Origin of the sequence: Psychrobacter fulvigenes (assembly GCF_904846155.1) — a bacterium.
Classification (GTDB): domain Bacteria; phylum Pseudomonadota; class Gammaproteobacteria; order Pseudomonadales; family Moraxellaceae; genus Psychrobacter; species Psychrobacter fulvigenes.
Map to the genome: position 1 here is coordinate 2,964,309 of NZ_CAJGZP010000001.1, position 26,475 is coordinate 2,990,783.

Below are 26,475 nucleotides of genomic sequence, written 5' to 3' on the forward strand. Positions count from 1 at the left end.
CTAGCTGTCTTGACTAAGCTCTTGCGCAAAGGCTTCATCAAAACTGGCGAAGTCTTTGCTATCGGTACTAGCAGTCATATCAAAAGCAGCATTGATGTCTTTGTCTTGCAGCTTTTGCTCAGACATATCTTTACGAGCTTTATGATAAGCAAGACCCGTACCAGCAGGGATCAAGCGACCAACAACCACGTTTTCTTTAAGACCACGTAGCTCATCACGCTTACCAGTAACAGCCGCCGCCGTTAGTACACGCGTCGTTTCCTGGAAGGAAGCCGCTGAGATGAAGCTTTCAGTGGCCAGACTGGCTTTAGTGATACCTAGTAATTGACGCTCATACTGTACTGGGAACTTATCTTCTGCAACTAGCTTGTCGTTTTCGGCTTTCAAATCAGCATATTCGATCTGATCACCTTTAAAGTGACTAGAGTCGCCAGCATCAGTGACTTCAACTTTACGCAGCATCTGACGAATGATAACTTCGATGTGCTTATCGTTGATTTTTACCCCTTGCAAGCGGTAAACGTCCTGTACTTCGTTTACGATATAGTCAGCAAGCGCAGTCTCACCTTTCAAGCGTAAGATATCGTGCGGGTTTTGTGGACCGTCAGCAATAATCTCACCGCGTGCTACTGTCTCGTTTTCAAAGACGTTGATCTGACGCCATTTCGGGATCAGCTCTTCATGCACTTCGCCATCTTCATTGGTAATGATAAAGCGGTTTTTGCCTTTAGTCTCTTTACCGAAGCTAACGACACCAGTCATCTCTGCCATGATGGCATGATCTTTCGGACGACGGGCTTCAAACAAGTCAGCAACACGCGGTAGACCACCGGTAATATCTTTGGTACCTGACGTTGCTTGTGGTACACGACCTAGGATCGAACCTGCCGCTACTTTTTCGCCATCGCTAACACGAATGATGGTTTCGGCTGGTAAGAAGTAAACTACTTCTTTGCCTTCGTCAGTATTCAAGATAATCGCTGGACGTAAATCTTTAGCTGAGCTTGAACGATCACGTGTCGCTAGAATTTCAAACGAGCTCATACCAGTGGCGTCGTCCACTTTAACTGTCGCTGTCGAGCCATCAATGATATCACTGAAGCGTGCTGTACCCGCAAATTCTGTGATAATTGGATGCGTGTGCGGATCCCATTTTGCGATGGTTTGACCACCTTCGACCTGCTCTTCGTTCTTAACCAATACGCTTGAACCATAAGGAACTTTATAGCGCTCACGCTCACGGCCTAGCTCATCCGTTAACGCAATTTCTGCTGAGCGCGATACAATAACTAAATGGCCATCGATGTGCTCAACAGTCTTCATGTTCTCAAAACGCGCTTGACCGGCATTACGTACAGAGATGCTGTTGTCCACAGACGCTGAGCTTGCCGCCCCGCCCACGTGGAAAGTACGCATCGTAAGCTGTGTGCCTGGCTCACCGATAGACTGAGCAGCCATAACACCGACTGATTCACCGATATTGACTTTATGACCACGAGCAAGGTCACGGCCATAGCACTGTGAACAAACACCATGTGCAACATCACAAGTAATGACTGAGCGTACCCAAATATCATCGATTGCATTGTCATCAAGAATCTCGACCCAATGCTCATCGATCAAGGTACCTGCTGGCACCAATACTTTTGAATCATCATCATTATAAGTCACATCACGAGCAGTGACACGGCCAAGCACTAGCTCACCAAGCCTTTCGATGATCTCGCCACCTTGAATATGCGGTGTCATGAGCAAGCCTTGCTCAGTACCACAGTCTTCGGTAGTAATAACCAAATCTTGTGCCACGTCAACCAAGCGACGAGTCAGGTAACCAGAGTTAGCGGTTTTCAATGCCGTATCTGCTAGACCTTTACGTGCACCGTGAGTAGAGATAAAGTACTGCAGTACCGTCAAACCTTCACGGAAGTTGGCTTTAATCGGCGTCTCAATGATCGAGCCATCCGGCTTTGCCATCAAACCACGCATACCAGCAAGCTGACGAATCTGTGCCGCACTACCACGAGCACCAGAATCTGACATGATGAAGATAGAGTTAAAGGACTTCTGCTCTTCCTCAACACCTTCAGCATTCATGATTTTGTCAGTGGCCAAGTTATCCATCATCGCTTTAGCGACTTTGTCATTGGTACGTGACCAAATATCGACAACTTTGTTATAACGCTCACCAGCAGTCACAAAACCTTGCTCAAACTGATCTTCAATTTCGCGTACTTCACCTTCTGCGGTTTCGATGATCTGTACTTTGCTTGGCGGAATGACCATGTCATCAATACCAATAGACACACCAGATAATGTTGCTTGAGCAAAACCAAGATACATCAATTGGTCAGCAAACATAACACTGTCTTTGACACCCATTTTACGGTAGCACGAGTTAATCAGCTTTGAGATGTTTTTCTTCGTCATCTCCTGATTACACTCATCAAATACCATGCCTTTTGGCATAATATTCCATATCAGCAAACGCCCAGCAACCGTATCTTTTAGGTTGGTTTCTTTGGTGCGATTGCCTTCTTCATCGATATGAGTCTCGGTCACACGTACTTTAATTCTGGCGTTTACATGCAAATCATTCGAACCAATAGCACGCAATGCTTCATTGACTGAAGCAAACACCATGCCCTCACCTTTTGCATTCACCGATGAGCGGCTGATGTAGTACAAGCCCAATACAACGTCTTGTGATGGTACGATGATTGGATCACCGTTCGCAGGTGACAAGATGTTGTTGGTAGACATCATTAGCGCACGTGATTCAAGCTGGGCTTCCAAGGTTAATGGCACGTGTACCGCCATTTGGTCACCATCAAAGTCAGCGTTAAACGCGGTACAAACCAATGGATGCAACTGAATCGCTTTACCTTCAATTAATACTGGCTCAAACGCTTGTAGACCCAATCTGTGCAGTGTTGGTGCACGGTTGAGGAGCACTGGATGCTCACGAATAACCATGGCTAGCATATCCCACACTTGTGGCTCTTCACGCTCAACCATCTTTTTGGCGGCTTTGATCGTCGTTGCCAAACCATGTGATAGTAGTTTGTTATAAGTAAATGGCTTGAATAGCTCTAGCGCCATTTTCTTTGGCAGACCACACTGATGCAAGCGTAGCGTTGGACCCACTACGATGACCGAACGACCAGAGTAGTCAACACGCTTACCAAGTAAGTTTTGACGGAAACGACCTTGCTTACCTTTGATCATATCTGCCAAAGATTTAAGTGGACGTTTATTACTACCAGTGATAGCACGACCGCGACGACCGTTGTCTAGCAAAGCATCTACTGACTCTTGTAGCATACGCTTTTCGTTACGTACGATGATGTCAGGGGCGCTAAGCTCAAGCAAACGCTTGAGACGGTTGTTACGGTTGATGACGCGGCGATAGAGATCGTTTAGATCTGAAGTCGCAAAACGTCCACCTTCTAGTGGTACTAGTGGGCGCAAGTCTGGTGGTAGGACTGGTAAGATGTTCATCACCATCCATTCAGGCTTGTTATGCGAGTCACGGAACGCTTCTAATAGCTTAAGACGCTTAGACATCTTTTTAAGCTTAGTCTCAGAGCCTGTTTGCGGAATCGCTTCACGCAATTCATCAATCTCAAGATCTAGATCGATGTCTTTTAGTAGATCTTGAACGGCTTCAGCGCCCATCTTGGCAACGAACTCATCACCAAATTCTTCAAGCGCACGAAAGTAATCTTCATCATCAAGCAACTGATAGCGCTCTAAGCTAGTTAAACCAGGCTCAGTGACGATATAGCTTTCAAAATATAACACACGCTCAATGTCACGTAGCGTCATATCTAGCAATAAACCAATACGGCTTGGTAATGATTTTAAGAACCAAATATGGGCAACAGGGCTGGCTAGGTCAATATGACCCATGCGATCACGACGCACTTTGGCAGTGGTGACTTCAACACCACATTTTTCACAGATGACGCCTTGGAACTTACGGCGCTTATACTTACCACACAGACATTCGAAGTCTTTTACTGGGCCAAAGATTTTGGCACAAAACAGACCGTCACGCTCAGGCTTAAACGTACGATAGTTAATAGTTTCAGGCTTTTTAACTTCACCATGTGACCATGATTTAATCACGTCTGGTGAAGCCAGTGTAATTTGGATACTATCAAATTCACGGTTACCGCTAGCGGTAGGGCTTTGCATGATATCGAGTAAATCTTTCAAGTTGCTTCTCCGTTATCTTTATAATCATCTGGCCGCGTTATACCACGTTAGGTAACGTCATATAGCAAGATGAATGAAGGCAATGAATAGGGTTGAGATAAATGACTAAAAACAGCAGCAATGAGGCGTGCTGCCTTTAGTGTGACGCCTAAGTTTAAAACATTAATTTTTAAGCTTAGTGGGTTTCTTTTAACTCAATATTAAGACCTAGTGATTTGATTTCTTTGGTTAGTACGTTAAACGATTCAGGCATACCTGGATCCATGTACTGCTCACCATCAACGATGTTCTTATACATACGCGTACGGCCTTCAACATCATCCGACTTCACGGTTAGCATCTCTTGCAAGGTATAAGCGGCACCGTAAGCTTCTAATGCCCACACTTCCATCTCACCAAAGCGCTGACCACCGAACTGAGCTTTACCACCTAGTGGCTGCTGAGTAACCAGTGAGTAAGAACCTGTTGAACGTGCATGCATCTTGTCATCAACCAAGTGGTTAAGCTTGAGCATGTACATATAACCAACCGTCACTTTACGATCAAACTTCTGACCCGTACGACCATCATACAATGTTTGCTGACCATCTCTGTCTAAGCCAGCTAGCTCAAGCAAATCTTTCACTTGATGCTCATGTGCACCGTCGAATACTGCCGTACCCATCGGAACGCCTTCACGTAAGTTACCCGCAAGCGCCATGATATCGTCGTCAGACAGGCTATCAAGATCAACTTGTTCACCACCAACTTTGTTATAGATTTGGTCTAAGAAATCACGCAAATCTTTGATTGCAGCTTGCGCTTTGAGCATACCGTCAATCTTCTCTCCCAAGCCTTTTGCTGCCATCCCTAAATGCGTCTCGAGTACCTGACCGATGTTCATACGCGACGGGACACCAAGCGGGTTTAGGACGATGTCAACGGTATTGCCATGCTCATCGTAAGGCATGTCTTCAACTGGCATGATACGTGATACCACACCTTTGTTACCATGACGACCAGCCATCTTATCACCAGGCTGAATACGGCGCTTAACCGCTAAGTAAACCTTAACGATTTTTTGGACGCCATGTTGTAAGTCATCGCCTGCCGTCAATTTACGTTTTTTCTCAGCGAACTTGGTGTCGATGTCTTTTTGCTTATCGACCAAGTACTCTGCGATTTGCGTCAAACGCTCAGAGATTTCTTCTTCAACTGGCTGAATATCAAGCAAAGTCTCAAGACTCATGTCTTTCATATCAGCAGCTTTCATGAACGTACCAGCTTTTAGACCTGAACCACCGCTGATTTTTTGGCCATCAAGCAAAGTGCTGATACGACCACGTGCCGCTTCTTCAAAGATACGTAGCTCTTCTTTTAAATCTTTACGGTAGCTATCAAGCTGTGACTTTTCAATGGCGCGCGCACGGGCGTCTTTTTCGACACCATCACGAGTAAAGACTTGGACGTCAATGACCGTACCTTTACTTGATGTTGGCACACGCAGTGACGTGTCTTTCACATCAGCCGCTTTTTCACCAAAGATGGCACGTAGCAGTTTTTCTTCTGGCGTAAGCTGGGTCTCACCTTTTGGCGTGACTTTACCCACTAAGATATCGCCTGCGTCAACTTCTGCACCGATATAGACAATACCCGCCTCATCAAGGCTTGATAATGCTGCTTCACCCACGTTTGGAATATCAGCAGTAATCTCTTCCGTACCTAACTTGGTATCACGTGCGACACACGTCAGTTCTTGAATATGAATGGTCGTGAAACGATCTTCTTTTACGACTTTTTCAGAGAGCAAGATTGAGTCTTCGAAGTTGTAACCATTCCACGGCATAAAGGCGATACGGATATTCTGACCTAGTGCTAGCTCACCTAGATCCGTTGAAGGACCGTCAGCCAAGATATCACCTGGGGCTATCTCATCGCCTTGGTTGACGATAATACGCTGGTTGATACAAGTGTTTTGGTTTGAGCGTGTGTATTTGATCAAGTTATAGATATCAATACCTGCTTCACCAGCAGTCATCTCATCTTCATTGACACGTACTACGATACGCGACGCATCAACGTCTTCAATCACACCGCCACGTTTAGCAATCACACAAACACCAGAATCACGTGCAACGTGACGCTCCATACCTGTACCCACTAACGGCTTATCAGCACGCAGTGTTGGAACAGCCTGACGCTGCATGTTCGAGCCCATCAAGGCACGGTTAGCATCATCATGCTCTAGGAACGGAATAAGACCTGCAGCTACCGAGACAACCTGACTTGGCGACACATCCATATGCGTCACTTTTTCTGGCGGCATACGTACAAACTCACCATAGCTACGCACACTGACCATCTCGTCACTGAGCGCGCCATCTTCAGTCATTGGCGAGTCAGCCTGTGCAATCACAGTACCGACCTCTTCAATCGCTGAGAGATATTCAATATGGTCAGTCACTTTACCATCAACCACACGGCGATAAGGGGTTTCTAAGAAACCAAAGCTGTTGGTTTTTGCAAAGGTGGCTAAGGAGTTGATCAAGCCAATGTTTGGACCTTCAGGGGTCTCAATTGGACAGACGCGACCATAATGGGTGTCATGGACGTCACGTACTTCAAAGCCTGCACGCTCACGGGTCAGACCACCTGGTCCTAATGCTGATACACGGCGCTTATGCGTCACTTCAGATAATGGGTTGTTCTGATCCATAAACTGTGACAATTGGCTTGAACCAAAGAATTCTTTGACCGCCGCAGCGACAGGTTTTGAGTTAATCAAATCCTGCGGTGACAAGTTATCAGACTCAGCTGAGCTTAAACGCTCTTTAACCGCACGCTCAACACGCACTAAGCCGACGCGGAACTGGTTCTCTGCCATCTCGCCTACTGAACGAATACGGCGGTTACCTAAATGGTCAATATCATCAACTTCGCCGCGACCGTTACGGATCTCGATCAGCTCTTTTAATACATTGACGATATCGTCGTTGTTTAAGACACTGCGCTCACGCTGGATATCAGGATCGTCTGTATTATCAAAATCAAGCCCTAAACGGCGGTTGAATTTCATACGGCCGACGTTTGATAGGTCATAACGATCTGGATTAAAGAACATGCTTTCAAACAGCTTCTCAGCGGTCTCAACCGTTGGTGGCTCACCTGGGCGCATCACTTTATAGATTTCGATCAAGGCTTCTTCACGGCTTGAAGTGCTATCAGCACGTAGCGTATCAGCGATATAACTACCTTGGTCGATATCGTTGGTAAACAGTATGCTGAACTCTTTGATAGACTCGCTGGCCTCAAACGCGCTCAACTTGACCAATAGCTCATGATCAATAGGCGTATTAGCATGAGCGATAACTTCGTCATTGACGATGATATCTTCTGCTAAGATACGCTCATATAAGTATTCATCAGGTACAGCGATACGCGTCATACCCGCTTCTTCGATCTGACGGATACGGCGGGCATTAATACGTTTGCCCTGCTCAACCAGTACATCACCTTCAGGTGATACGATATCGAACTGTGCCATTTCACCGCGCAAACGATCGGGTACTAAATCAATCTCGAACTGCTCTTCACCCTTGTAAACCGCAACTTTATCAAAGAAAGTCTCTAAGATTTCGGCAGTGGTCAGACCCAACGCACGTAGGATGATAGACGCCAATAGCTTACGACGACGGTCAATACGCGCAAAAACCAAGTCTTTGGCATCGAATTCAAAATCAAGCCATGAACCACGGTATGGGATAATACGAGCGTTATAAAGTACTTTGCCGCTTGAATGTGACTTGCCTTTATCATGGTCAAAGAACACACCAGGTGAGCGATGTAGTTGTGATACGATTACGCGCTCAGTACCGTTAATAATAAAGGTACCGTTATCGGTCATCAGTGGCATCTCGCCCATATAGACGCTTTGCTCACGAATGTCTTTGATCGCCGCTTTACTGTCTTTATCTTTGCTGTCTTTATCTTTGATAATTAAGCGAATTTTGACACGCATCGGTGCAGCAAAGGTTGATCCACGTAAAATACATTCACGCTCATCAAACTCAGGCGTACCTAAGTAATATTCAACGAACTGCAACTCAGCATTACCAGAGTGACTCTCAATTGGGAAAATAGAGGAATACGCAGCTTGCAAACCAGTATTCTCACGAGCTTTTGGCTTTTTGTGCTCTTGCAAAAATTGCTCGTAAGAATCTACTTGGATAGACAGTAAATAGGGAATGTCCATCACAGTGGGCAATTCAGCAAAACTTTTGCGAATACGCTTTTTTTCAGTATAAGAATATGCCATCGAGAGTCCTTACAGTAGACGTGAAAACAAATTGAAAGCGTAACCAGCGTGCATCAAATCAATACCATCTGTATAAACATTGTGCAAACTTGGCGACGAAAACGATAATAAAAGAAACGGTGATGCTCAGTTAATGACTGCTTAATAATTTAATAAACTGTGCATACGTAACACACAACATTGACTTTACACTAATATCTAAATACCACTATATGACAGCTATTACTCTATATTTCAATAACATACGGATTTAATAACCGTAATATTAAGTTTTTGCAATTTTATATAAGTAATGTCGTCACTGATATCTACCGTCGATAAGCTTACGAACTGACAGTAGAGCTATGCTAAAATAATTAAGATCCAAACAAATCAGGTTAAATAAAACGTTATTGCTAATAGGAAGTATACAGACACAAAAAAATGCCAAACATCTCAGGACGTTTAGCCTAAATTAACTGATTTCAAAAACTGGCGTGTTTGCGTGCATGTATATAGTGTGTCCTTTTGATGGGTATCCACCGTTGATGCATACGTATGTTGGCAGACACAAAAGGTCAAGCTGACAATTATAATAAAAAAAAGCTGGTAATGCAAGGCATTACCAGCTTTTTTAGCACAGCGTTAAACTTATTTTAGTTCAACAGTTGCACCAGCTTCTTCAAGCTTCTTCTTCAACTCTTCAGCTTCTGCTTTAGGAGCGGCTTCTTTGATTGGAGCTGGAGCGCTTTCAACCAAGTCTTTCGCTTCTTTTAGACCAAGGCCAGTCGCTTCACGTACTGCTTTAATGACTGCAACTTTCTTCTCGCCAAAGCTGGCAAGAACAACGTCAAACTCATCTTTTTCTTCAGCAGCAGGACCAGCAGCAGCGGCAGCAGGTGCAGCAGCAGCAACAGCAGCTGTTACGCCGAATTTTTCTTCCATGTCGCTGATTAGCTCAACGATATCCATTACTGACATTTCAGCGATTGCGTTTAACACATCTTCTTTAGATAGTGCCATGAGAACTCTCCGTTATCTGATAATATTTGATTGATTTTAATATCGCTTTGACTGCTTGCCAAATTTTCAAATAGTGTTGACAATAAAATACAGACTGCGATGTTAAAGTTACGTTAAAACAAGCAATTAAGCAGCTTCTTTTGCGTCTTTGACTGCTGCTACAGTGCGAACGAACTTGCCAGGAACTGCGTTCATAGTCTGGACAAGCTTGGTCACTGGTGCATTCATAGTAGCCATCAAGATAGAGATTGCTTCGTCGCGAGTTGGAAGCTTCGCTACACGCTCTAATTCTTCAGGGCCAAATAATTCACCACCGACTGATACCAATTTGGTCTCAAGGGCTTTGTTATCTTTACTAAAGTCAAAAATGACTCGAGCAGCAGATCCCAAATCTTCCATAGAGAAAGCCAAAAGTAATGGACCAGTCATACTGTCTGACATGCACTCAAAACTAGTGCCTTCAAAAGCGCGTTTTGCTAGGGTGTTTTTTACCACTTTCAAAACGACGCCTTTTTCACGGGCTTGTTCGCGCAGCTGAGTAAGCTTTGCAACACCAATACCGTGATAATCGGCAGCTACTGCTGAGTAAGCATTAGCAGCAACTTCAGACACTTCAGCCACAACTTGTTGTTTTTGTTCTAGCGTTAATGCCATAAGTTGACTCCTTTAATCTAATCAATCTCGATAAAGCTAAGATTGACTTGATACGACACGTTATCTATAAATCCTACAAACATAGAACCTATCAATAACGACTGATTACGGCACCGTTATCAGAATGACGTTGAGAAATAGGTTGGTATGAATACCGCTCCTATCAACTCATATCAAAATGGGTGGGTCACCGTCTGCGTAGGACAATTAAGATTTTCATCTGTCATCGATTAACAAAACCAGCTTAATACTATTAAAAACAACTCCGAGAAGTTGTAAACAATCTTATTAAACTGCTTTCTACCTACGGTCTTAGACAGCATAGCGGTTGCTACGCTGACCTAATTCTTTAAAATTCGTTTGTGCTTTTATTTAAAATATTTAAACAAGTTGCACTTATTAGCCATCAATAGCTGATTTTTTATTTAGCAAGGCGATATGGAACAGGATCAAGTGTTAGACCTGGGCCCATCGTGCTAGATAATGTCATCTTCTTGATATAAATACCTTTAGAAGTAGCAGGCTTCGCACGCTTTAGATCTGCGACTAGTGCTTGAGCGTTTTGTGCTACTTGCTCAGCAGTAAAGCCAACTTGACCGATAGTGGCATGGATAATACCTGCTTTGTCAACACGATACTGTGCTTGACCAGCTTTTGCGTTAGTAACGGCTTCAGCAACGTTAGGCGTTACTGTACCAACTTTTGGGTTAGGCATTAGACCACGTGGGCCTAGAATAGTACCTAACTGACCAACAACACGCATAGCGTCTGGTGCAGCGATGACAACGTCAAAATCCATGTTACCAGCTTTGATCTCTTCTGCTAGATCTTCAAAACCAACGATGTCTGCACCAGCTTCTTTTGCAGCTTCAGCAGCAGCGCCTTGAGCAAATACAGCAACGCGTTTGGTTTTACCAGTACCAGCAGGTAGATTGGTAGCGCCACGAACCACTTGATCAGATTTACGTGGGTCAACGCCCAAGTTTATCGCGATATCAATAGACTCTTTGAACTTTAGAGGTGGCAAATCATTTAGGATTTGCACTGCTTCTTCAAGCGTGTACTGTTTTTCGTGCTCAATACGGCTTTGAATTTCTTTTTGACGTTTGGTTAGCTTAGACATTATACACCCTCCACGGTAATACCCATTGAACGAGCGGTACCAGCAATGGTACGGACAGCAGCATCAAGATCAGCTGCAGTTAAGTCTGCATCTTTAGTCTTAACGATCTCTTCAAGTTGAGCGCGATCTACTTTACCGACTTTAGCAGTATTTGGTTCGCCTGAACCTTTAGCAATACCAGCAGCTTTGCGTAGCAAAAACGCAGCTGGTGGTGACTTCATGATGAAGGTAAATGACTTATCGCTATAGACAGTGATCTCAGTAGGGATCGGCAAACCTGGCTCTTGATTTGCAGTTGCAGCGTTAAATTCTTTACAGAACGCCATGATGTTCACGCCTTTTTGACCCAATGCTGGACCAATCGGTGGTGAAGGGTTTGCTTTGCCTGCAGGCACTTGTAGTTTGATGTAACCATCAATCTTCTTAGCCATGATACTCTCCTAAATGGGTGATAGCGCCAAATCAAGATTGTATATTCATACAGTGTTGATTAACGGCTCCCCTGTTGATGAAATTTTTAGCGGTTTAGTCTAGTTTTTCAACCTTGCTAAACTCAAGCTCAACCTGAGTTGGCCTGTTAAATACGTTTACAGTAAGCTGTAATTTAGATTTTTCATAATCCACTTTTTCTACCAACCCTTTAAAGTCAGTAAATGGACCGTCGATGACCAATAGCTCTTCACCTGGCTCGAACAGTGTCTTCGGACGCGGCGTCGCTTCAGTCTGATTTAGGCGATTTAAGATACGATCAGCTTCTACCTGCGTGATGGGCGCAGGTACTTCAGGTGTACCGCCAATAAAGCCCATTATGCGCGGACAGTCTTTGACGATGTGCCAAGTATTGTCGTTCATTTCCATCTGGATCAATACATATCCTGGAAAGAACTTACGCTCACTCTTACGCTTCTTGCCGTCTTTCATTTCGACGACTTCTTCAGTAGGTACTAATACATCACCAAATGAATCAGCAAAATCACTACGATTAATACGATCAGTTAGTGAACGTTGTACTTGTTTTTCATATCCTGAAAACGCTTGGACAATATACCAACGCATCTGACGCTCCTGATCATTATAAGTAAGTCATAACTAAGGCTTTGGGTTAAAGGACGCTAATACGCACCTACTAACCAATAAACAAACCCACAAACCAGTTAAAAAAGTTGTCCAACAACCAAATAAAGAACCCAACAATACCAATCACGACAATCACTTGCCATGTATATTGAAAGGTCTCATCTTTACCTGGCCAAGTGACACGGCGTAGTTCAACTGCCGCATCTCTTAATAATATTTTAAAGGCGCGACCTTGATTGGTCAGCGCTAGGCAAACCAGCGCAAATACAGCAAGGGCGACAATAATACCAATACGTACCCAAACATCATTGGCAAGCTGCCAATAGCCAGGTAAATATTGATTAACTAAAGTCGCCCCTATCAAGGCTGCAATGGCCAGTAGCCACAACATCATATCTTTTGCTGATCCAGTCTTCGCAACTTCGACCGCTGTATTTGGGCCGTTGTCTTTGCGCTTATTTTTAGTCAGCATTCCACTAGCCGTCGCCTTGGCATCAGATAACTTAGATTCGAGGTTATCTTGATTATTGCTCATAGAGAACTCGCTTCGGAGAGGGTGGAGTACAACAAAGATATGATATAAAAAGATGGCAGGCGATGTAGGACTCGAACCTACAACCCTCGGTTTTGGAGACCGATGCTCTACCAATTGAGCCAATCGCCTATGGGTGTTAAAGGACAGCATTATACAATAATTAGCATAGAAAGCAAGCTTTTAGGATAAAAACTTCTTATTTAGTCATCAGCTTTTTATTTATTAGAAGTATCACAAGGTCGTATCACTAAAATAAATAAAAAATCAACGCTATGCAGTATCTAATCTGCAGCGCTAATATAACAATCTACACTCAAAATTACAATAGCAACCAGTGAGATTTTATCGCCTGCTTCCTTTACTGACGAACCCCATGTCTATTTCAGTAAAAAACAGCCTTAAATCTTCAATCATTTACCCCTACCCACCTGCATAAAAAAAGCCACCCTTAATCAAGGATGGCTTTTGTTTCGCTACATAACCTCTGTCAGATTACTCTGACTTGGTTAAACTTAGCTAAGTACGTTAGCAACAACACCAGCACCTACAGTACGGCCGCCTTCACGAATAGCGAAGCGTAGGCCTTTGTCCATAGCGATTGGGTGGATAAGCTCTACGCCCATCTCAACGTTGTCACCAGGCATAACCATTTCTGTACCGTCTTGTAATTGGATTGCGCCAGTTACGTCAGTGGTACGGAAGTAGAACTGTGGACGATAGCCGTTTAGGAACGGAGTATGACGACCACCTTCTTCTTTTGACAGTACGTATACTTCTGCGTCAAATTTGGTGTGCGGGGTGATTGAACCTGGCTTCGCTAGTACTTGGCCACGTTGTACGTCTTCACGCTTGGTACCACGTAGTAGTACGCCACAGTTTTCGCCTGCACGACCTTCGTCTAGCAGTTTACGGAACATCTCTACACCAGTACAGGTGGTTTTTTGGGTGTCACGAATACCGACGATTTCGATTTCGTCGCCAACGCGGACGATACCTGATTCAACACGGCCGGTAACAACGGTACCACGACCTGAGATTGAGAATACGTCTTCGATTGGCATTAGGAATGCTTTGTCGACGTCACGCTCTGGCTCTGGGATGTAGGTGTCTAGGATACCTAATAACTCTACAACAGCTGGTTGGCCGTATTTGCCTTCGTCGCCTTTTAGGGCTTGGGTGGCTGAGCCTTTTACGATTGGGGTGTCGTCACCTGGGAAGTCGTAGTCGTTAAGAAGTTCGCGAACTTCCATTTCTACGAGCTCTAGTAGCTCTTCGTCGTCAACTAGGTCGCATTTGTTCATGAATACGATGATGTACGGTACGCCAACCTGACGTGATAGCAGGATGTGCTCACGGGTTTGTGGCATTGGGCCGTCAGTCGCTGATACGACTAAGATTGCGCCGTCCATTTGGGCAGCACCAGTGATCATGTTTTTAACATAGTCGGCGTGACCTGGGCAATCAACGTGGGCGTAGTGACGGGTTTCGGTGTCATATTCTACGTGTGAGGTGTTGATGGTGATGCCACGCGCTTTTTCTTCTGGGGCGCTGTCGATGGCTGCGTAGTCTTTGGCTTCGCCGCCAGAGGTGATGGCTGCTACGGTTGCGATAGCGGCTGTTAGGGTTGTTTTACCATGGTCAACGTGTCCGATGGTGCCGACGTTGACGTGTGGCTTGTTGCGTTCAAACTTGGCCTTTGCCATGAGTATTTCCTCTTTATTTGGGGTCAGTGCTTAGCTCATATTTATACTGTCGCTAAAGCAATTCTAACCACATTAAGATAATTGTTAAAAGGTTGCACATGCAGTGTGCAGATATTATAAGAAAATCATGGCCAATAACAAGTCTTTTCACAAGTTATTGGCTATTAAGTGATGACTATACAAAGGCAAACTTTATATAGTCACCATTAATTGATTTTTACTTACTCTTCTTCGTCTTTACTAGTGAACTTCTTCATGATCTCATCAGCGACAGACTTAGGCGTTTCAGCATACTTTTGGAATTCCATAGAGTATGTTGCACGGCCTTGAGACTGTGAACGAAGGTTGGTTGCATAACCAAACATTTCTGCTAATGGTACTTCAGCACGAATCTGCTTAGTGCCACCAGGTAGATCGTCCATGCCTTGAACCATACCACGACGACGGTTTAGGTCACCCATGATATCACCCATGTACTCTTCTGGAGTCTCTACTTCAACCTTCATGATAGGCTCAAGAAGTGCTGGGTTTGCTGCTAAGAAGCCTTTTCTGAAAGCAATAGAACCAGCCATCTTAAATGATAGCTCATCCGAGTCAACATCATGGTAAGAACCGTCATACAATGTCGCTTTTACGCCAACGATTGGGTAACCGGCCAAAATACCATTCTTCATGCGCTCTTGAATACCTTTGTCAACAGCATTATGGAATTCTTTTGGTACCACACCACCGACAACTTCTTCAGTGAATTCGTACTCAACTTCGCCTGCTGGATCAAGTGGCTCAAGACGTAACCAAACGTGACCGAATTTACCACGACCACCTGTCTGACGTACGAACTTACCTTCTTGCTCAACACCGTTACGAATCGTTTCACGGTACGCAACTTGCGGTGCACCGATGTTAGCTTCAACTTTAAATTCACGCTTCATACGATCAACAAGAATTTCTAAGTGTAGCTCACCCATACCACTGATGATGGTCTGACCTGACTCTTCATCCGTATGAACACGGAATGATGGATCTTCTTTAGCAAGACGACCCAACGCCATTGACATTTTTTCTTGGTCAGCTTTAGTCTTAGGCTCAACGGCAAGACTGATCACTGGCTCAGGGAATTCCATACGCTCAAGGGTGATGACATTGCTTTCATCACATAGCGTATCACCAGTACCAACATCTTTCATACCGACTAGAGCAGCGATATCACCAGCACGAATCTCTTCTAGAGTTTCTTGAGACTCAGCATGCATCTCAACGATACGGCCAATACGCTCACGCTTCATCTTAACTGGGTTATAAACACTATCACCCTGCTTGATAACACCTGAATATACACGTACGAAAGTAAGGTTACCTACGAACTTGTCGTTCATTACCTTAAACGCTAGTGCAGCAAATGGTGCCTCATCAGAAGCTGGACGAGTCGCTTCCGTTTCATCTTTATCATTTAGGATACCTGTAATTTCAGGTACATCCATTGGTGCAGGCATATATTGGATAACTGAATCCAACATCTTTTGTACACCTTTGTTTTTAAAGGCAGTACCACAAAGCATTGGAATAATTTCGTTAGCGATAGTACGCTGACGAATAGCTGCATGAATCTCTTCTACAGTCAGTTCTTCACCTTCAAGATACTTGTCCATCAGCTCTTCGCTAGCTTCAGCAGCACTTTCAACTAGGTTGTTGCGCCATTCTGTTGCTTTTTCTAAAAGCTCAACGGGTACTTCACGCTCTTCGAACTTCATGCCTTGAGAGTCTGCATCCCAATAGATGGCTTTCATAGTGACTAGATCAATAACACCTTCGAAGTCATCTTCTTTGCCAATTGGAATGACAACTGGTACTGGATTACCGCCAAGACGGGTTTTGACTTGTTCTATCACACGATAGAAGTCTGCACCAACGCGGTCCATTTTGTTGACAAAAGCAAGACGTGGAACTTTGTACTTGTTCGCTTGACGCCATACTGTTTCAGACTGTGGCTGAACGCCGCCTACTGCACAATAAACCATGCAGGCGCCATCAAGTACACGCATTGAACGCTCTACTTCGATCGTAAAGTCAACGTGACCTGGGGTATCAATGATGTTAATACGATGCTCTGGAAATTGTTGATCCATACCAGACCAGAAACAAGTGGTTGCAGCCGAAGTAATGGTAATACCACGCTCCTGCTCTTGCTCCATCCAGTCCATTGTTGCTCCACCGTCATGAGTTTCGCCAAGCTGGTGATTTTTACCGGTATAAAACAAAATACGCTCTGTCGTCGTTGTTTTACCAGCATCAATGTGCGCTGAAATACCAATATTGCGATAGCGCTTTAGGGGAGTTTTACGAGCCATAGTTTTTTCCTAGGGAAATTCGTGTATTTATTAATGCCTTGATCTTCTCAACCGCATACTCTTGTACAAAAGCAGTCAGCTTTATTTACTTGCTGATTGATGAACCTAATACGGTCAAAATAAAAGCAAATAATAAGAATATAGTGGCATCGAGTTTGGGACACTTTCTTGTTAGAACAGCATCATGATAGATGTCCGCCATCTCAGTTAACTAATAGACTAAGCTATCTAACAACTGAGTGAATGATGACGGCATCAATAGAACGAATAAACAATAATGTAGCAGTCATAATAACTGTGTCTCATGACCAATCAGCTAAACCTATAACGGCGTCTGATTGACCATGAGTGTCAGCATTAAACTGCTTTTTAGAAACGGTAATGTGAGAATGCTTTGTTCGCATCTGCCATGCGGTGAACTTCGTCACGCTTTTTCATAGCATTACCTTTACCTTCTGATGCATCACTCAATTCGCCTGCAAGACGCAGAGCCATTGATTTTTCAGAACGCTTAGCAGCAGCTTCAGCTAACCAACGCATAGCCAAGGCAGTACGACGGGAGGGGCGTACTTCCATTGGTACTTGATAAGTAGCACCACCAACACGGCGAGCTTTCACTTCAACCATTGGGCGGACGTTTTCAAGCACATCTTCAAAAAAAGATACTGGATCTTCGATGTTACGCTTTTGGCTTACTGTTTCAAGTGCACCGTAAACGATACGCTCAGCAGTAGATTTTTTACCATCACTCATCACGTGGTTGATGAATTTAGCGATGGTTTGGCTACCAAACTTAGGATCTGGAAGGATCTCACGGGTAGCAACGACGCGACGTCTTGGCATAATAATTTTCCTTGTCTTCAGGAGTGTCTGACATTCACAATTCGCACTAGCAATAGTATGCGTGGCGTAGCGGCGATTTGTCAGTCAGCCTTACTGCATGGTGGTATGTCATGGCGGCAAGCTATTTATATAATGAGCTTATCCTGCATGCACCGAACCCATGCACAGTTAATGGGGTGTACAATAAAACGCTAGGCTAATATTAAGCTTTAGGTTTTTTTGCACCGTATTTAGAACGACCTTGTTTACGGTCTTTTACGTCTGCGCAGTCAAGAGCACCACGAACGGTGTGATAACGTACACCTGGTAGGTCTTTTACACGACCACCACGGATAAGTACAACACTGTGTTCTTGTAGGTTATGACCTTCGCCGCCGATGTAGCTTGATACTTCATAACCTGAAGTCAAACGTACACGACAAACTTTACGCATGGCTGAGTTTGGCTTTTTTGGCGTGGTAGTATATACGCGAGTACATACGCCGCGACGCTGTGGGCACGCTTCCAACGCAGGAACTTTTGACTTTTCCTTGATGGATTTGCGACCTTTACGAATCAATTGGTTAGTTGTTGCCATAAGGCATCCTTCTCCCGTTTGGTATAAAACAAAAAAATGGGCTAATCCACCGTCCATCTCACGTCATGCGTGGATTTTTGGGGAACCCATTTTTAGGACAGTGTATTATAAAGATATGTTGCTGATATTTCAACTACTTATAGCGAGTTGTACTTTACAATACTTAAAAGATATGCATTAAGTATACGCTACTACTTGCTTGGTATCTAGTTGAGCATTTGAATGTTCAACAGACCCTATATCTTTGTGAATAATAAATGGTGATATCGTCTGAAATTTCAAGTGATATAAAAAAATCACTTCACTTTGGTTTTTTGCACTACTTTGTCAATGCTACTCTCAGACGATATCTTTATACATTCGTTTTAACCAAAAACTCTCTACTTTTTATTGGTAGCGTTTTCGGTCTCATCTGCTTTTGTTTTTTCTAGCTCTGCATCTGACTTATTTTCTGCCTCATCATCTGATGACTTATCTGTGGGGGCCGCTGCTTCGCTCGCTGTATTGTTATTTTGCTCATCATTCTTCGCTTCGCTGGCATTAGTTTCGTCAGATTTTTTGCTTTCGTCAGATTTGGTTTCACTGACTTTTGCTTCACTGCTACTATCATCAGTGATTTTTGCAAGCTTTGGCTCTGGCGCAAAAGTTGCTTGGGCGACACCAATCACTTCATCAATCAAATGACTATTATAATGCATACCAACGCCTACAGCAGTGATCGGTAGCAGTTTGCGTATCCAAGCCAGATTGATTTGATCCAGATCGACACCGACTTGCCCAGCAACCTTATCCACTTGTTCAGCATAAAAATTCACATTTTGGTTTTTGAGACCTAGGTTTTTCAGCTCACTATGTAGACCACGGCTTTGTGCATTATCGAGTAGTCCTTTACCAACGCCAATCCCTGCGAGCAACGCTTGCTTTTCTTGCATCTTACTCAGGTCTGCACTGGCAAGCAGCTCATAGGCCATTTTTACACCTTGCTTACCCGTTAGTGGACGGTCATATACAGCGGCCAGCTGATAAACAGTACGTAAGGATACCAATAGCAACCATAAGGTATCAGCCAACAAGCCTGGTAAACCCGCCAGTCCAGTGATACCGCCTAATGTGGCCAATGCTCGGTTTTGATTGGCAATGTCAGTTGCTAGCGCATAACGCTCTTCATCATCTAAGTTACTAACGTCAGCAAAACGATGCTCACTTGGCAGATCTAACTGACTCCATCTCGCAGCCAACATAGCCACTTGTGCAAAAGCACCATCAAGAGTGGACTGAAATAAGCTGTTCGGTACGACTTTTTTGGCATACTTACCGTAAGTTGCAAAACGGTTTCCTAAGAGTTGCTGGGTCGCCTTTAAGGTCTGCTCACGAAACAAGTCTTGCTGATAATCATTGTCGCCTAAATCAACCGCTTTATATTGACGAGGCTTACTAGTCTTTGCGTTTGAACTATCAATGAGTGAGCCCATACGCTCAAGATTGTTGCGAGTAAAATGACCTACTGTACTAAGACCGACTGATAAAGTGCTGCGCTTTGCCATCGTTATATCCTTAAAATGATGAAGTTTTTGGTTGATTATTAATTTTTATAGTAAATAGTAAAGAGTACCAATGCAATTGTAAACTTAAAACAAACACCATGAGGTCTATACTCATGATACTGATTGGCACTTTATATTTGAATTGCTGCTTAAGACATTATAATAGCCAAAAACGCCCGCCTGTGTCAGTGCTAACAATGTTATCGTAAACGCAAATTTTATATCCAGAAGTATGATTTATTTTTAGTTGAAGACGTCGTTTAAGTACGCTTTATCTGATGTTTGAATGATAAATTTGCAGCCTTTATACATTATCGCATCCTGAATTGAGGTATCATTAGTCTAATGGCTCAACAAATGCCAATATAACCAACCGTATGTCAATTATCTATATTAACAACTTCGCTAGTGAGCACAGCTTGTCTGATAAACTAGCTACTGGCTAAGCTCACATTTGAATTAATTGATTTTACGTTGATACCAGAAGATTCATCATTATAAAGCACTTAAAGAAGGAATAGAGTATGCGCCGAGTTGTTATCACTGGAGCAGGGATTGTCTCTTGTATCGGACATGATTTAGACACTGTCACGTCAGCGCTGAAACAAGGAAAGTCTGGCATTACTTTTAATGAAAGCTATGCTGAACATGGATTTAAATCGCACGTGAGCGGCAGTATCGATAAAGCTGAGCTTGATACGACTGCTATTGATCGTAAGCTGAAACGGTTTTTTAGTGATGCTAGTCTCTATGCTTACGTGAGCGCCTTAAATGCTATCGAGCACTCTGGTCTATCACTTGAGACCATCAACCATAATCCACGTGTCGCCTTGGTCGCAAGCTCTGGCGGTGCGTCCACTGAAAACATCGTTAATGCGGTAGATGCCATGCGTGAAAAAGGCCTACGCGGTGTCGGCGCGATGGCGGTACCAAAAACCATGGGCAGCTCAGTATCGGCAGCGCTCGCAACGGGTCTTAAAATCCAAGGGGTTTCTTACTCTTTGTCTTCTGCTTGCGCGACCTCAACCCATTGCATCGGACATGCCGCTGAGCTAATTCAGTTAGGCAAAGCTGATGTGGTACTGGCGGGAGGTAGTGAAGCTGAGCACTGGACCCAGTCTTGTATGTTTGATGCGATGGGCGCGGTGAGCACTCAGTATAATGACACACCAGAACAAGCATCAAGAGCCTATGACAAAGACCGTGATGGCTTTGTCATCGCTGCTGGTGGCGCTATGGTGGTGGTTGAAAGTCTTGAACATGCTGAGGCGCGTGGCGCAAATATTTTGGCAGAAATTGTCGGTTATGGTGCCAGCTCAGATGGTGCAGAGATGGTCGCACCAAGCGGTGAAGGTGCAGTGCGCTGTATGCAGCTAGCACTGGCGCAAGCAGGTCTGGAGCGTGTCGACTACATCAATAGCCACGGTACCAGCACACCACTCGGTGATATCACTGAGCTAAAAGCCATTGCTAAAGTATTTGCTTCTGACGATGATACTGACACTAAAAACTCTGTACCACCGATCAGCTCAACCAAATCAATGACTGGTCATAGCCTAGGAGCCGTTGGTGCACAAGAGCTGATCTACTGCCTACTGATGCTCCAAGAAGGCTTCATTGCACCAAGCATCAATATCGACCAGCTCGATGCGGCAGCAGAGCTGTTTGACATCGTCACTGAGCTACGTGAAACCAAGCTAAATACGCTGATGAGCAATAGCTTTGGCTTTGGTGGTACCAACGCTACCTTAATTATAAAAAAGTTTGACGCCTAAGTTATGGTTACACCAATACCTTCTAAAAATGTAGTAAAGCCGACCAACTCTACCGAAACGCCAGCTGAAAAATCCAGCTGGCGTTTTGGCGACTTGTCTGCTGCAGAGCTGTTGCCCAAGCTACAACAGCACTTGATGAAAAAAAACTCTCAGGCAAATTGGCAACTCATCTGGCTAAATAATGATGGACGACCAGTGATTGGCTTGCTACCTAAAATGGCGTGGCGTGTGTATGTTGATGACCAGAATGGTCACAGCCAACCCCGTAGCAATGCCCCTATTCACTCAGCTGCTGACTTGCAAACAGCGAGTAAGCAACCGTCCTTGTATCAAGTCATAAAAACCAGTCGTGATGACACTATCAAAATGACGACAACATCTATGAGCTATGCCAACTGGCAAGAGGAGTTGATTGCTTATAGTCAAAGTTATGACAGTGACCACATCCATAACAGCACTCTGACGATAAGCAACGAAAATGACAACCAGCCCAGCTATCATCACGGTCTTATTGGTTTTATCGGTTATGATATTGCTGCTCATGAGCTGAGCCCTGCTGCTAAGATTGAGTTGGCAGCACAGCCTTGCGCTGTACTGGGGCATTACGATACATACCTCACCCCTTCGGATAAAAAAACGGGATGGACGTTAAATACGATTGATCTAAATCCTGATAGTGAGGCAACACTCGCAGCCCTTGTATCGTACTTAGATACTCTAGACAATGACTTATCCAACACAGAAAACAAAGCTGATTGCCAACCCGCACCCTTAGTATTGAAAGCGCGATGGCATAAAGCTGACTATCAACAGGCATTTGCGCAAACTCAAGACTATCTACAACAGGGCGACTGTTATCAAATAAACCTGACCCAAGCGTGGCAGGGTTGCTTGCTTAACAAGCATAAGAGCTCGACTGCCTATCAAAAAAGCCGCAATGATAAAGCAGTAGCCACGCTGATTGACTACTTACCTGCCCTGCACCGCAATACACAAGCACCATTCGCAGGATACTTAGGAGTTAACAACACTATCAACAGCACTGATAAATCAGCTTTATGCTTTGAGCTATTAAGCTGCTCACCTGAGCTGTTTTTTACCTTTATAAAAGAGCGTGATACGACTGCTCATTATATTCGCACCAAACCCATCAAAGGCACGCGTCCAAGAGGGAGCGATACTGAGCAAGATTTGGCCTTAAAGCAGCAACTGGTAGACAGCGATAAAGATCGCGCTGAGAATGTGATGATTGTTGATTTATTGCGCAATGATTTGGGCAAGTATGCCAAGACTGGCAGTGTGAAGGTGCCGCATCTATTCGCGATTGAAAGCTTTAGCAACGTTCATCATATGGTCAGTACCATTACTGCTGAGCTAAAGCCAGAGGCGCATCCGTTAGCGGTATTATTTGGTAGTCTGCCAGCTGGCTCAATCACTGGCACGCCTAAAAAACGCGCCGTTGAAATCATCTCTGAGCTAGAGGCATCAGCGCGTGGCGCTTATTGCGGCAGCATGGGTTATATGAACTTTGATGGTAGCGGACAATGGAATGTGCTGATTCGTACATTGCAGGCCAATAGCTTAGCAACTGCCGAGACAGAGGTCAGCTTGTGGGCAGGCGGCGGTATCACTGTGGCCTCTGATCGTGACGAAGAGTACCAAGAATGTCTCGATAAGGTTGGCAACTTGTTAAAGGTATTGCTGCAAGAATAGCTATTTTAATAATTAACTGGCTGCCTGCTAGATATCAGTGAGAAGTAATTCAATTTCATCTTCATGAAAAACCTGCACGCCCATGCTCTGTAAGTGCTGCGTCGTTATGCCATTGCCTACACGCAAGCGACCAGTAAAGCTACCGTCATAGATTAAGCCACTGCCACAAGAAGGGCTTTTTGACTTCAGCAATGCGCGCTTGATTCCATGTTGCAGTGCAATATCACCTGCTTTATTTGCACCACCATGAAACGCATCTGTCAGATTTTCTCCTGAGATATTAATAACCTCGATTCGTTCGTCTTGACACACTATTTCTGCAGGCAGACGCGGTGTGGATAACCCACCTAGCAATTCAGGACAAATCGGCACTAAGGTAAAATTGGCGTTTAGCTGAGTCATTAATGCGGCACTTATCTGTGCATGATCACCATCATAACGTACAGGTTGGCCTAACAAGCAGGCGCTGATTAACAGCGCCTGTCTACTATTTTCTTTAGAACAAACCGTTTCTTTAGAGCCGGCAGTTTCTTTGCCACTGATAAGCATGCATTAGCCTTATTCAGTCTGCATGGCAGTAAGTGCACTAATCAAGCGTTCGTTCTGCTCTTGCGTGCCAACAGTAATGCGCAGGTACTCTTTGGTACGGGGTTTGTCAAAATGACGCACAATGATGCCTTGCTCACGTAGCACCTCAGCGACCTCACTCGCATTGCCATCCTGAGGGCGGGCAAATACGAAGTTCGCATGTGATGGCAACACTTGGTAGCCCAAACCAGTAAGCTGCTCCGTCAGCGACTCACGCAAGTCAATGACTTGCTGGCAAGTCTGCTCAAAATAAGGCTTGTCTAACACACTGGCGGTGGCGCCAGCTTGTGCTAGCTTATCTAATGGATAGCTATTAAAGCTGTTTTTCATGCGGGTCAGCGCTTCAATCAATGACGCATTACCGAAGGCCATCCCTACGCGCAGTCCTGCCAGCGAACGCGACTTTGAAAAGGTTTGGGTGACCAATATGTTTTCAAAGTCATTAATCAAGCTTACTGCTGATACCTCTGTCTCGTCACTGTTGGCGTCAGCTTGCGCAAAGTCTATATAAGCCTCATCAATGACAACCACTGAGTTTGAGTGCTCACTGGCAAGCTTACGAATATCTGCCAAGGGTAACAGTAAGCCTGTTGGAGCATTAGGATTGGCAATGATGATGCCGCTACAGGGTTGGCGGTAAGTATCAGGATCAATACTAAAGTCTTCTGCAAGCGCGATCTGTACCAGCTCTATGCCAAAGGTCTGCGCATAAACAGGATAAAAACTATAGCCGATATCTGGTGATAAAACAGGACGCTCTTTGAGGAAGAAGCTGGCAAATACCAAAGCGAGAACCTCATCTGAACCATTGCCTACAAACACTTGGTTGAGATTCAGATTGTATAAATCTGCTAACGCTGTACGCAGCTCATCAGACTCAGGCGCTGGATATAAACGCAGGGCATCGGCTTGCTGAGCTAAGGCGTTCGAGATGGCCTCTACCACCTTAGGTGATGGCGGAAATGGGTTTTCATTGGTATTCAGTTTGCATAAATTATCATGCTGAGGCTGCTCACCAGGTACGTATGGCGACAAGTTACGGGCTGTATTTGACCAAAGTCTGTTGTCTATTTTTTGCTCACTCATAAGTTATCCTAATATTGGCCGCATAAATGATTATAAAATAAGTCTACATATGGCTAATACCGAACCAGCACTAGCCATAGTGAATAATACTACTGATAACGGTAGCGAGCTGAACGGGCATGCGCCTCTAAGTCTTCCCGCTGCGCTAATATGTCTGCCGTCTTAGCCAACGGTTTACTGCCGCTTTCAGTACAATAGATAATCGATGACTTCTTTTGGAAGTCATACACACCCAGTGGTGAAGAAAAGCGTGCGGTACCTGAAGTTGGCAATACATGGTTGGGCCCTGCACAGTAGTCACCGATCGCCTCAGGCGTATGCCGTCCCATAAAGATAGCACCAGCATGGCGAATGTCGCCCAGCAGGCTATCTGGATCATCAACAGACAGCTCTAAATGTTCTGGTGCCACACGGTTGATGACTTCCATACCCTCTGCTCTATCTCTGACTAAGATAAGGGCGCCGCGGTTTTGTAGGGAGTCGCGGGCAATATCTGCTTTTGGCAGTTCTGCCAATGCTTTGTCAATCTCTACTGCTACTGCATCAAGTTGCTCACTACTTGTCGTCACAAAGATGGCTTGGGCAACTCGGTCATGCTCAGCTTGTGATAACAAGTCCATAGCAAGCCAGTCAGCGCGATCATTTGCCGAACCTTCTGCATATACCAACACCTCAGATGGACCAGCAATCATATCAATACCTACTTGGCCAAATACAGCTCGTTTGGCCGCCGCGACGTATTTATTACCAGGGCCAGTAATTTTATCGACTTGCGGAATGGTTTGGGTACCATAGGCTAATGCTGCTACCGCTTGCGCGCCGCCAATAGTAAACACGCGATCGACCTGTGCTAAGTGCGCTGCTGCCAATACTAATGGATTAAGGATACCTTTGGGCGCTGGTACGACCATGATCACTTCTTTAACGCCCGCAACTTTGGCAGGAATGGCGTTCATAAGTACAGAAGACGGATAAGAGGCCAGTCCACCCGGTACATAAATACCAACGCGATCAAGCGGCGTCACTTTCTGACCTAAGCGATTGCCCAGCTCATCCTCATACTGCCAACTCTCTTGCACTTGCCGCTCATGAAAGCTCTGTACCCGCGTTGCAGCTGTCATCAAGGCTGTTTTTACTTCTTCATCTAAGTCTTCAAAAGCTGCAACAAGCGCTTCTTTTGACAGCTCTAACTCCTGCATATTTGTCGCTGGATGCTGATCAAACTTCTGAGTCAAGCCCAGCACTACGCTATCACCATCACGGCGCACTTGCGCGATAATATCATCCACAGTTTTTAATAAATCAGTATCATTAACCGTTTCAAACGCAAGTAGCGTGGTTAGTTGTTGTTCAAAATCAGTATCTTGAGTATTTAACTGGCGCATGACCTAATCC

18 protein-coding genes and 1 tRNA gene are annotated in these 26,475 nt (G+C 44.6%); 2 read left to right on the forward strand and 17 right to left on the reverse strand.

Going from position 1 to position 26,475, the window contains the following annotated elements:
* The 14 genes from rpoC to JMX03_RS12595 form a co-directional block, all read right to left on the reverse strand.
* Window positions 1-4,218, reverse strand: coding sequence for a DNA-directed RNA polymerase subunit beta' (rpoC, locus tag JMX03_RS12530; RefSeq protein WP_201597135.1), 4,218 nt, complete (start codon window positions 4,216-4,218; stop codon window positions 1-3).
* Window positions 4,219-4,393: 175 nt separating this feature from the next.
* Window positions 4,394-8,512, reverse strand: a complete 4,119-nt coding sequence (gene rpoB, locus JMX03_RS12535) for a DNA-directed RNA polymerase subunit beta (RefSeq protein ID WP_201597136.1) — start codon at window positions 8,510-8,512, stop codon at window positions 4,394-4,396.
* Window positions 8,513-9,142: 630 nt separating this feature from the next.
* Window positions 9,143-9,514, reverse strand: a complete 372-nt coding sequence (rplL, locus tag JMX03_RS12540; RefSeq protein WP_201573656.1) for a 50S ribosomal protein L7/L12 — start codon at window positions 9,512-9,514, stop codon at window positions 9,143-9,145.
* A gap of 126 nt (window positions 9,515-9,640) precedes the next feature.
* Window positions 9,641-10,168 carry a 50S ribosomal protein L10 gene (gene rplJ, locus JMX03_RS12545; RefSeq protein WP_201573655.1) on the reverse strand — a complete coding sequence of 176 codons (528 nt, stop codon included), beginning with the start codon at window positions 10,166-10,168 and terminating at the stop codon, window positions 9,641-9,643.
* Between the two features lie 421 nt (window positions 10,169-10,589).
* Complete coding sequence (rplA, locus tag JMX03_RS12550) at window positions 10,590-11,291, reverse strand: 50S ribosomal protein L1 (protein WP_201573654.1); 702 nt, start codon at window positions 11,289-11,291, stop codon at window positions 10,590-10,592.
* Window positions 11,291-11,722, reverse strand: coding sequence for a 50S ribosomal protein L11 (rplK, locus tag JMX03_RS12555; RefSeq protein ID WP_201573653.1), 432 nt, complete (start codon window positions 11,720-11,722; stop codon window positions 11,291-11,293). Before rplK ends, rplA begins: the two co-directional genes overlap by 1 nt.
* Window positions 11,723-11,816: 94 nt before the next feature.
* Complete coding sequence (gene nusG / locus JMX03_RS12560) at window positions 11,817-12,347, reverse strand: transcription termination/antitermination protein NusG (protein WP_201573652.1); 531 nt, start codon at window positions 12,345-12,347, stop codon at window positions 11,817-11,819.
* Window positions 12,348-12,417: 70 nt separating this feature from the next.
* Window positions 12,418-12,903 (reverse strand): preprotein translocase subunit SecE, encoded by a 486-nt coding sequence (secE, locus tag JMX03_RS12565; protein WP_201573651.1) that lies wholly within the window; start codon window positions 12,901-12,903, stop codon window positions 12,418-12,420.
* Between the two features lie 53 nt (window positions 12,904-12,956).
* Window positions 12,957-13,032 (reverse strand) — tRNA-Trp (locus JMX03_RS12570).
* 383 nt (window positions 13,033-13,415) lie between these two features.
* Window positions 13,416-14,606 (reverse strand): elongation factor Tu, encoded by a 1,191-nt coding sequence (gene tuf / locus JMX03_RS12575; protein WP_201573650.1) that lies wholly within the window; start codon window positions 14,604-14,606, stop codon window positions 13,416-13,418.
* A gap of 221 nt (window positions 14,607-14,827) precedes the next feature.
* A complete protein-coding gene (gene fusA, locus JMX03_RS12580; protein WP_201597138.1) occupies window positions 14,828-16,954 on the reverse strand; it encodes an elongation factor G in 2,127 nt (708 codons plus the stop codon).
* A 369-nt stretch (window positions 16,955-17,323) separates the two neighbouring features.
* Window positions 17,324-17,797 (reverse strand): 30S ribosomal protein S7, encoded by a 474-nt coding sequence (gene rpsG / locus JMX03_RS12585; RefSeq protein WP_201573646.1) that lies wholly within the window; start codon window positions 17,795-17,797, stop codon window positions 17,324-17,326.
* A 202-nt stretch (window positions 17,798-17,999) separates the two neighbouring features.
* Window positions 18,000-18,374, reverse strand: a complete 375-nt coding sequence (rpsL, locus tag JMX03_RS12590) for a 30S ribosomal protein S12 (RefSeq protein WP_201597139.1) — start codon at window positions 18,372-18,374, stop codon at window positions 18,000-18,002.
* A 380-nt stretch (window positions 18,375-18,754) separates the two neighbouring features.
* The gene (locus tag JMX03_RS12595; RefSeq protein ID WP_201597141.1) at window positions 18,755-19,918 is read right to left on the reverse strand and encodes an EcsC family protein; all 1,164 of its coding nucleotides are present in this window, start codon (window positions 19,916-19,918) and stop codon (window positions 18,755-18,757) included.
* Window positions 19,919-20,442: 524 nt separating this feature from the next.
* On the opposite strand from JMX03_RS12595, the gene JMX03_RS12600 reads away from it, so the two are divergent.
* Window positions 20,443-21,693 (forward strand): beta-ketoacyl synthase N-terminal-like domain-containing protein, encoded by a 1,251-nt coding sequence (locus tag JMX03_RS12600; protein WP_201597144.1) that lies wholly within the window; start codon window positions 20,443-20,445, stop codon window positions 21,691-21,693.
* A 3-nt stretch (window positions 21,694-21,696) separates the two neighbouring features.
* A complete protein-coding gene (locus JMX03_RS12605) occupies window positions 21,697-23,406 on the forward strand; it encodes an anthranilate synthase component I family protein (protein ID WP_201597145.1) in 1,710 nt (569 codons plus the stop codon).
* 27 nt (window positions 23,407-23,433) lie between these two features.
* On the opposite strand, the gene JMX03_RS12610 is transcribed toward JMX03_RS12605, so the two are convergent.
* The 3 genes from JMX03_RS12610 to hisD all read right to left on the reverse strand — a co-directional run bounded on the left by JMX03_RS12610 (window position 23,434) and on the right by hisD (window position 26,465).
* Window positions 23,434-23,955 (reverse strand): DUF523 domain-containing protein, encoded by a 522-nt coding sequence (locus JMX03_RS12610; protein ID WP_201597147.1) that lies wholly within the window; start codon window positions 23,953-23,955, stop codon window positions 23,434-23,436.
* A gap of 9 nt (window positions 23,956-23,964) precedes the next feature.
* The gene (gene hisC / locus JMX03_RS12615) at window positions 23,965-25,080 is read right to left on the reverse strand and encodes a histidinol-phosphate transaminase (RefSeq protein WP_201597149.1); all 1,116 of its coding nucleotides are present in this window, start codon (window positions 25,078-25,080) and stop codon (window positions 23,965-23,967) included.
* Window positions 25,081-25,169: 89 nt separating this feature from the next.
* A complete protein-coding gene (hisD, locus tag JMX03_RS12620) occupies window positions 25,170-26,465 on the reverse strand; it encodes a histidinol dehydrogenase (RefSeq protein WP_201597151.1) in 1,296 nt (431 codons plus the stop codon).
* Window positions 26,466-26,475: the final 10 nt, after the last annotated feature.

Coding starts and splice junctions, on each gene's coding strand:
- hisD (WP_201597151.1), bottom strand. CDS start 26,465: ATGCGCCAGTTAAATACTCAAGATACTGATTTTGAACAACAACTAACC.
- JMX03_RS12600 (WP_201597144.1), top strand. CDS start 20,443: ATGCGCCGAGTTGTTATCACTGGAGCAGGGATTGTCTCTTGTATCGGA.
- rplJ (WP_201573655.1), bottom strand. CDS start 10,168: ATGGCATTAACGCTAGAACAAAAACAACAAGTTGTGGCTGAAGTGTCT.
- rpsG (WP_201573646.1), bottom strand. CDS start 17,797: ATGCCAAGACGTCGCGTCGTTGCTACCCGTGAGATCCTTCCAGATCCT.
- fusA (WP_201597138.1), bottom strand. CDS start 16,954: ATGGCTCGTAAAACTCCCCTAAAGCGCTATCGCAATATTGGTATTTCA.
- rpoB (WP_201597136.1), bottom strand. CDS start 8,512: ATGGCATATTCTTATACTGAAAAAAAGCGTATTCGCAAAAGTTTTGCT.
- secE (WP_201573651.1), bottom strand. CDS start 12,903: ATGAGCAATAATCAAGATAACCTCGAATCTAAGTTATCTGATGCCAAG.
- rplL (WP_201573656.1), bottom strand. CDS start 9,514: ATGGCACTATCTAAAGAAGATGTGTTAAACGCAATCGCTGAAATGTCA.
- rplA (WP_201573654.1), bottom strand. CDS start 11,291: ATGTCTAAGCTAACCAAACGTCAAAAAGAAATTCAAAGCCGTATTGAG.
- JMX03_RS12595 (WP_201597141.1), bottom strand. CDS start 19,918: ATGGCAAAGCGCAGCACTTTATCAGTCGGTCTTAGTACAGTAGGTCAT.
- hisC (WP_201597149.1), bottom strand. CDS start 25,080: ATGAGTGAGCAAAAAATAGACAACAGACTTTGGTCAAATACAGCCCGT.
- rpsL (WP_201597139.1), bottom strand. CDS start 18,374: ATGGCAACAACTAACCAATTGATTCGTAAAGGTCGCAAATCCATCAAG.
- nusG (WP_201573652.1), bottom strand. CDS start 12,347: ATGCGTTGGTATATTGTCCAAGCGTTTTCAGGATATGAAAAACAAGTA.
- rplK (WP_201573653.1), bottom strand. CDS start 11,722: ATGGCTAAGAAGATTGATGGTTACATCAAACTACAAGTGCCTGCAGGC.
- JMX03_RS12605 (WP_201597145.1), top strand. CDS start 21,697: ATGGTTACACCAATACCTTCTAAAAATGTAGTAAAGCCGACCAACTCT.
- tuf (WP_201573650.1), bottom strand. CDS start 14,606: ATGGCAAAGGCCAAGTTTGAACGCAACAAGCCACACGTCAACGTCGGC.
- JMX03_RS12610 (WP_201597147.1), bottom strand. CDS start 23,955: ATGCTTATCAGTGGCAAAGAAACTGCCGGCTCTAAAGAAACGGTTTGT.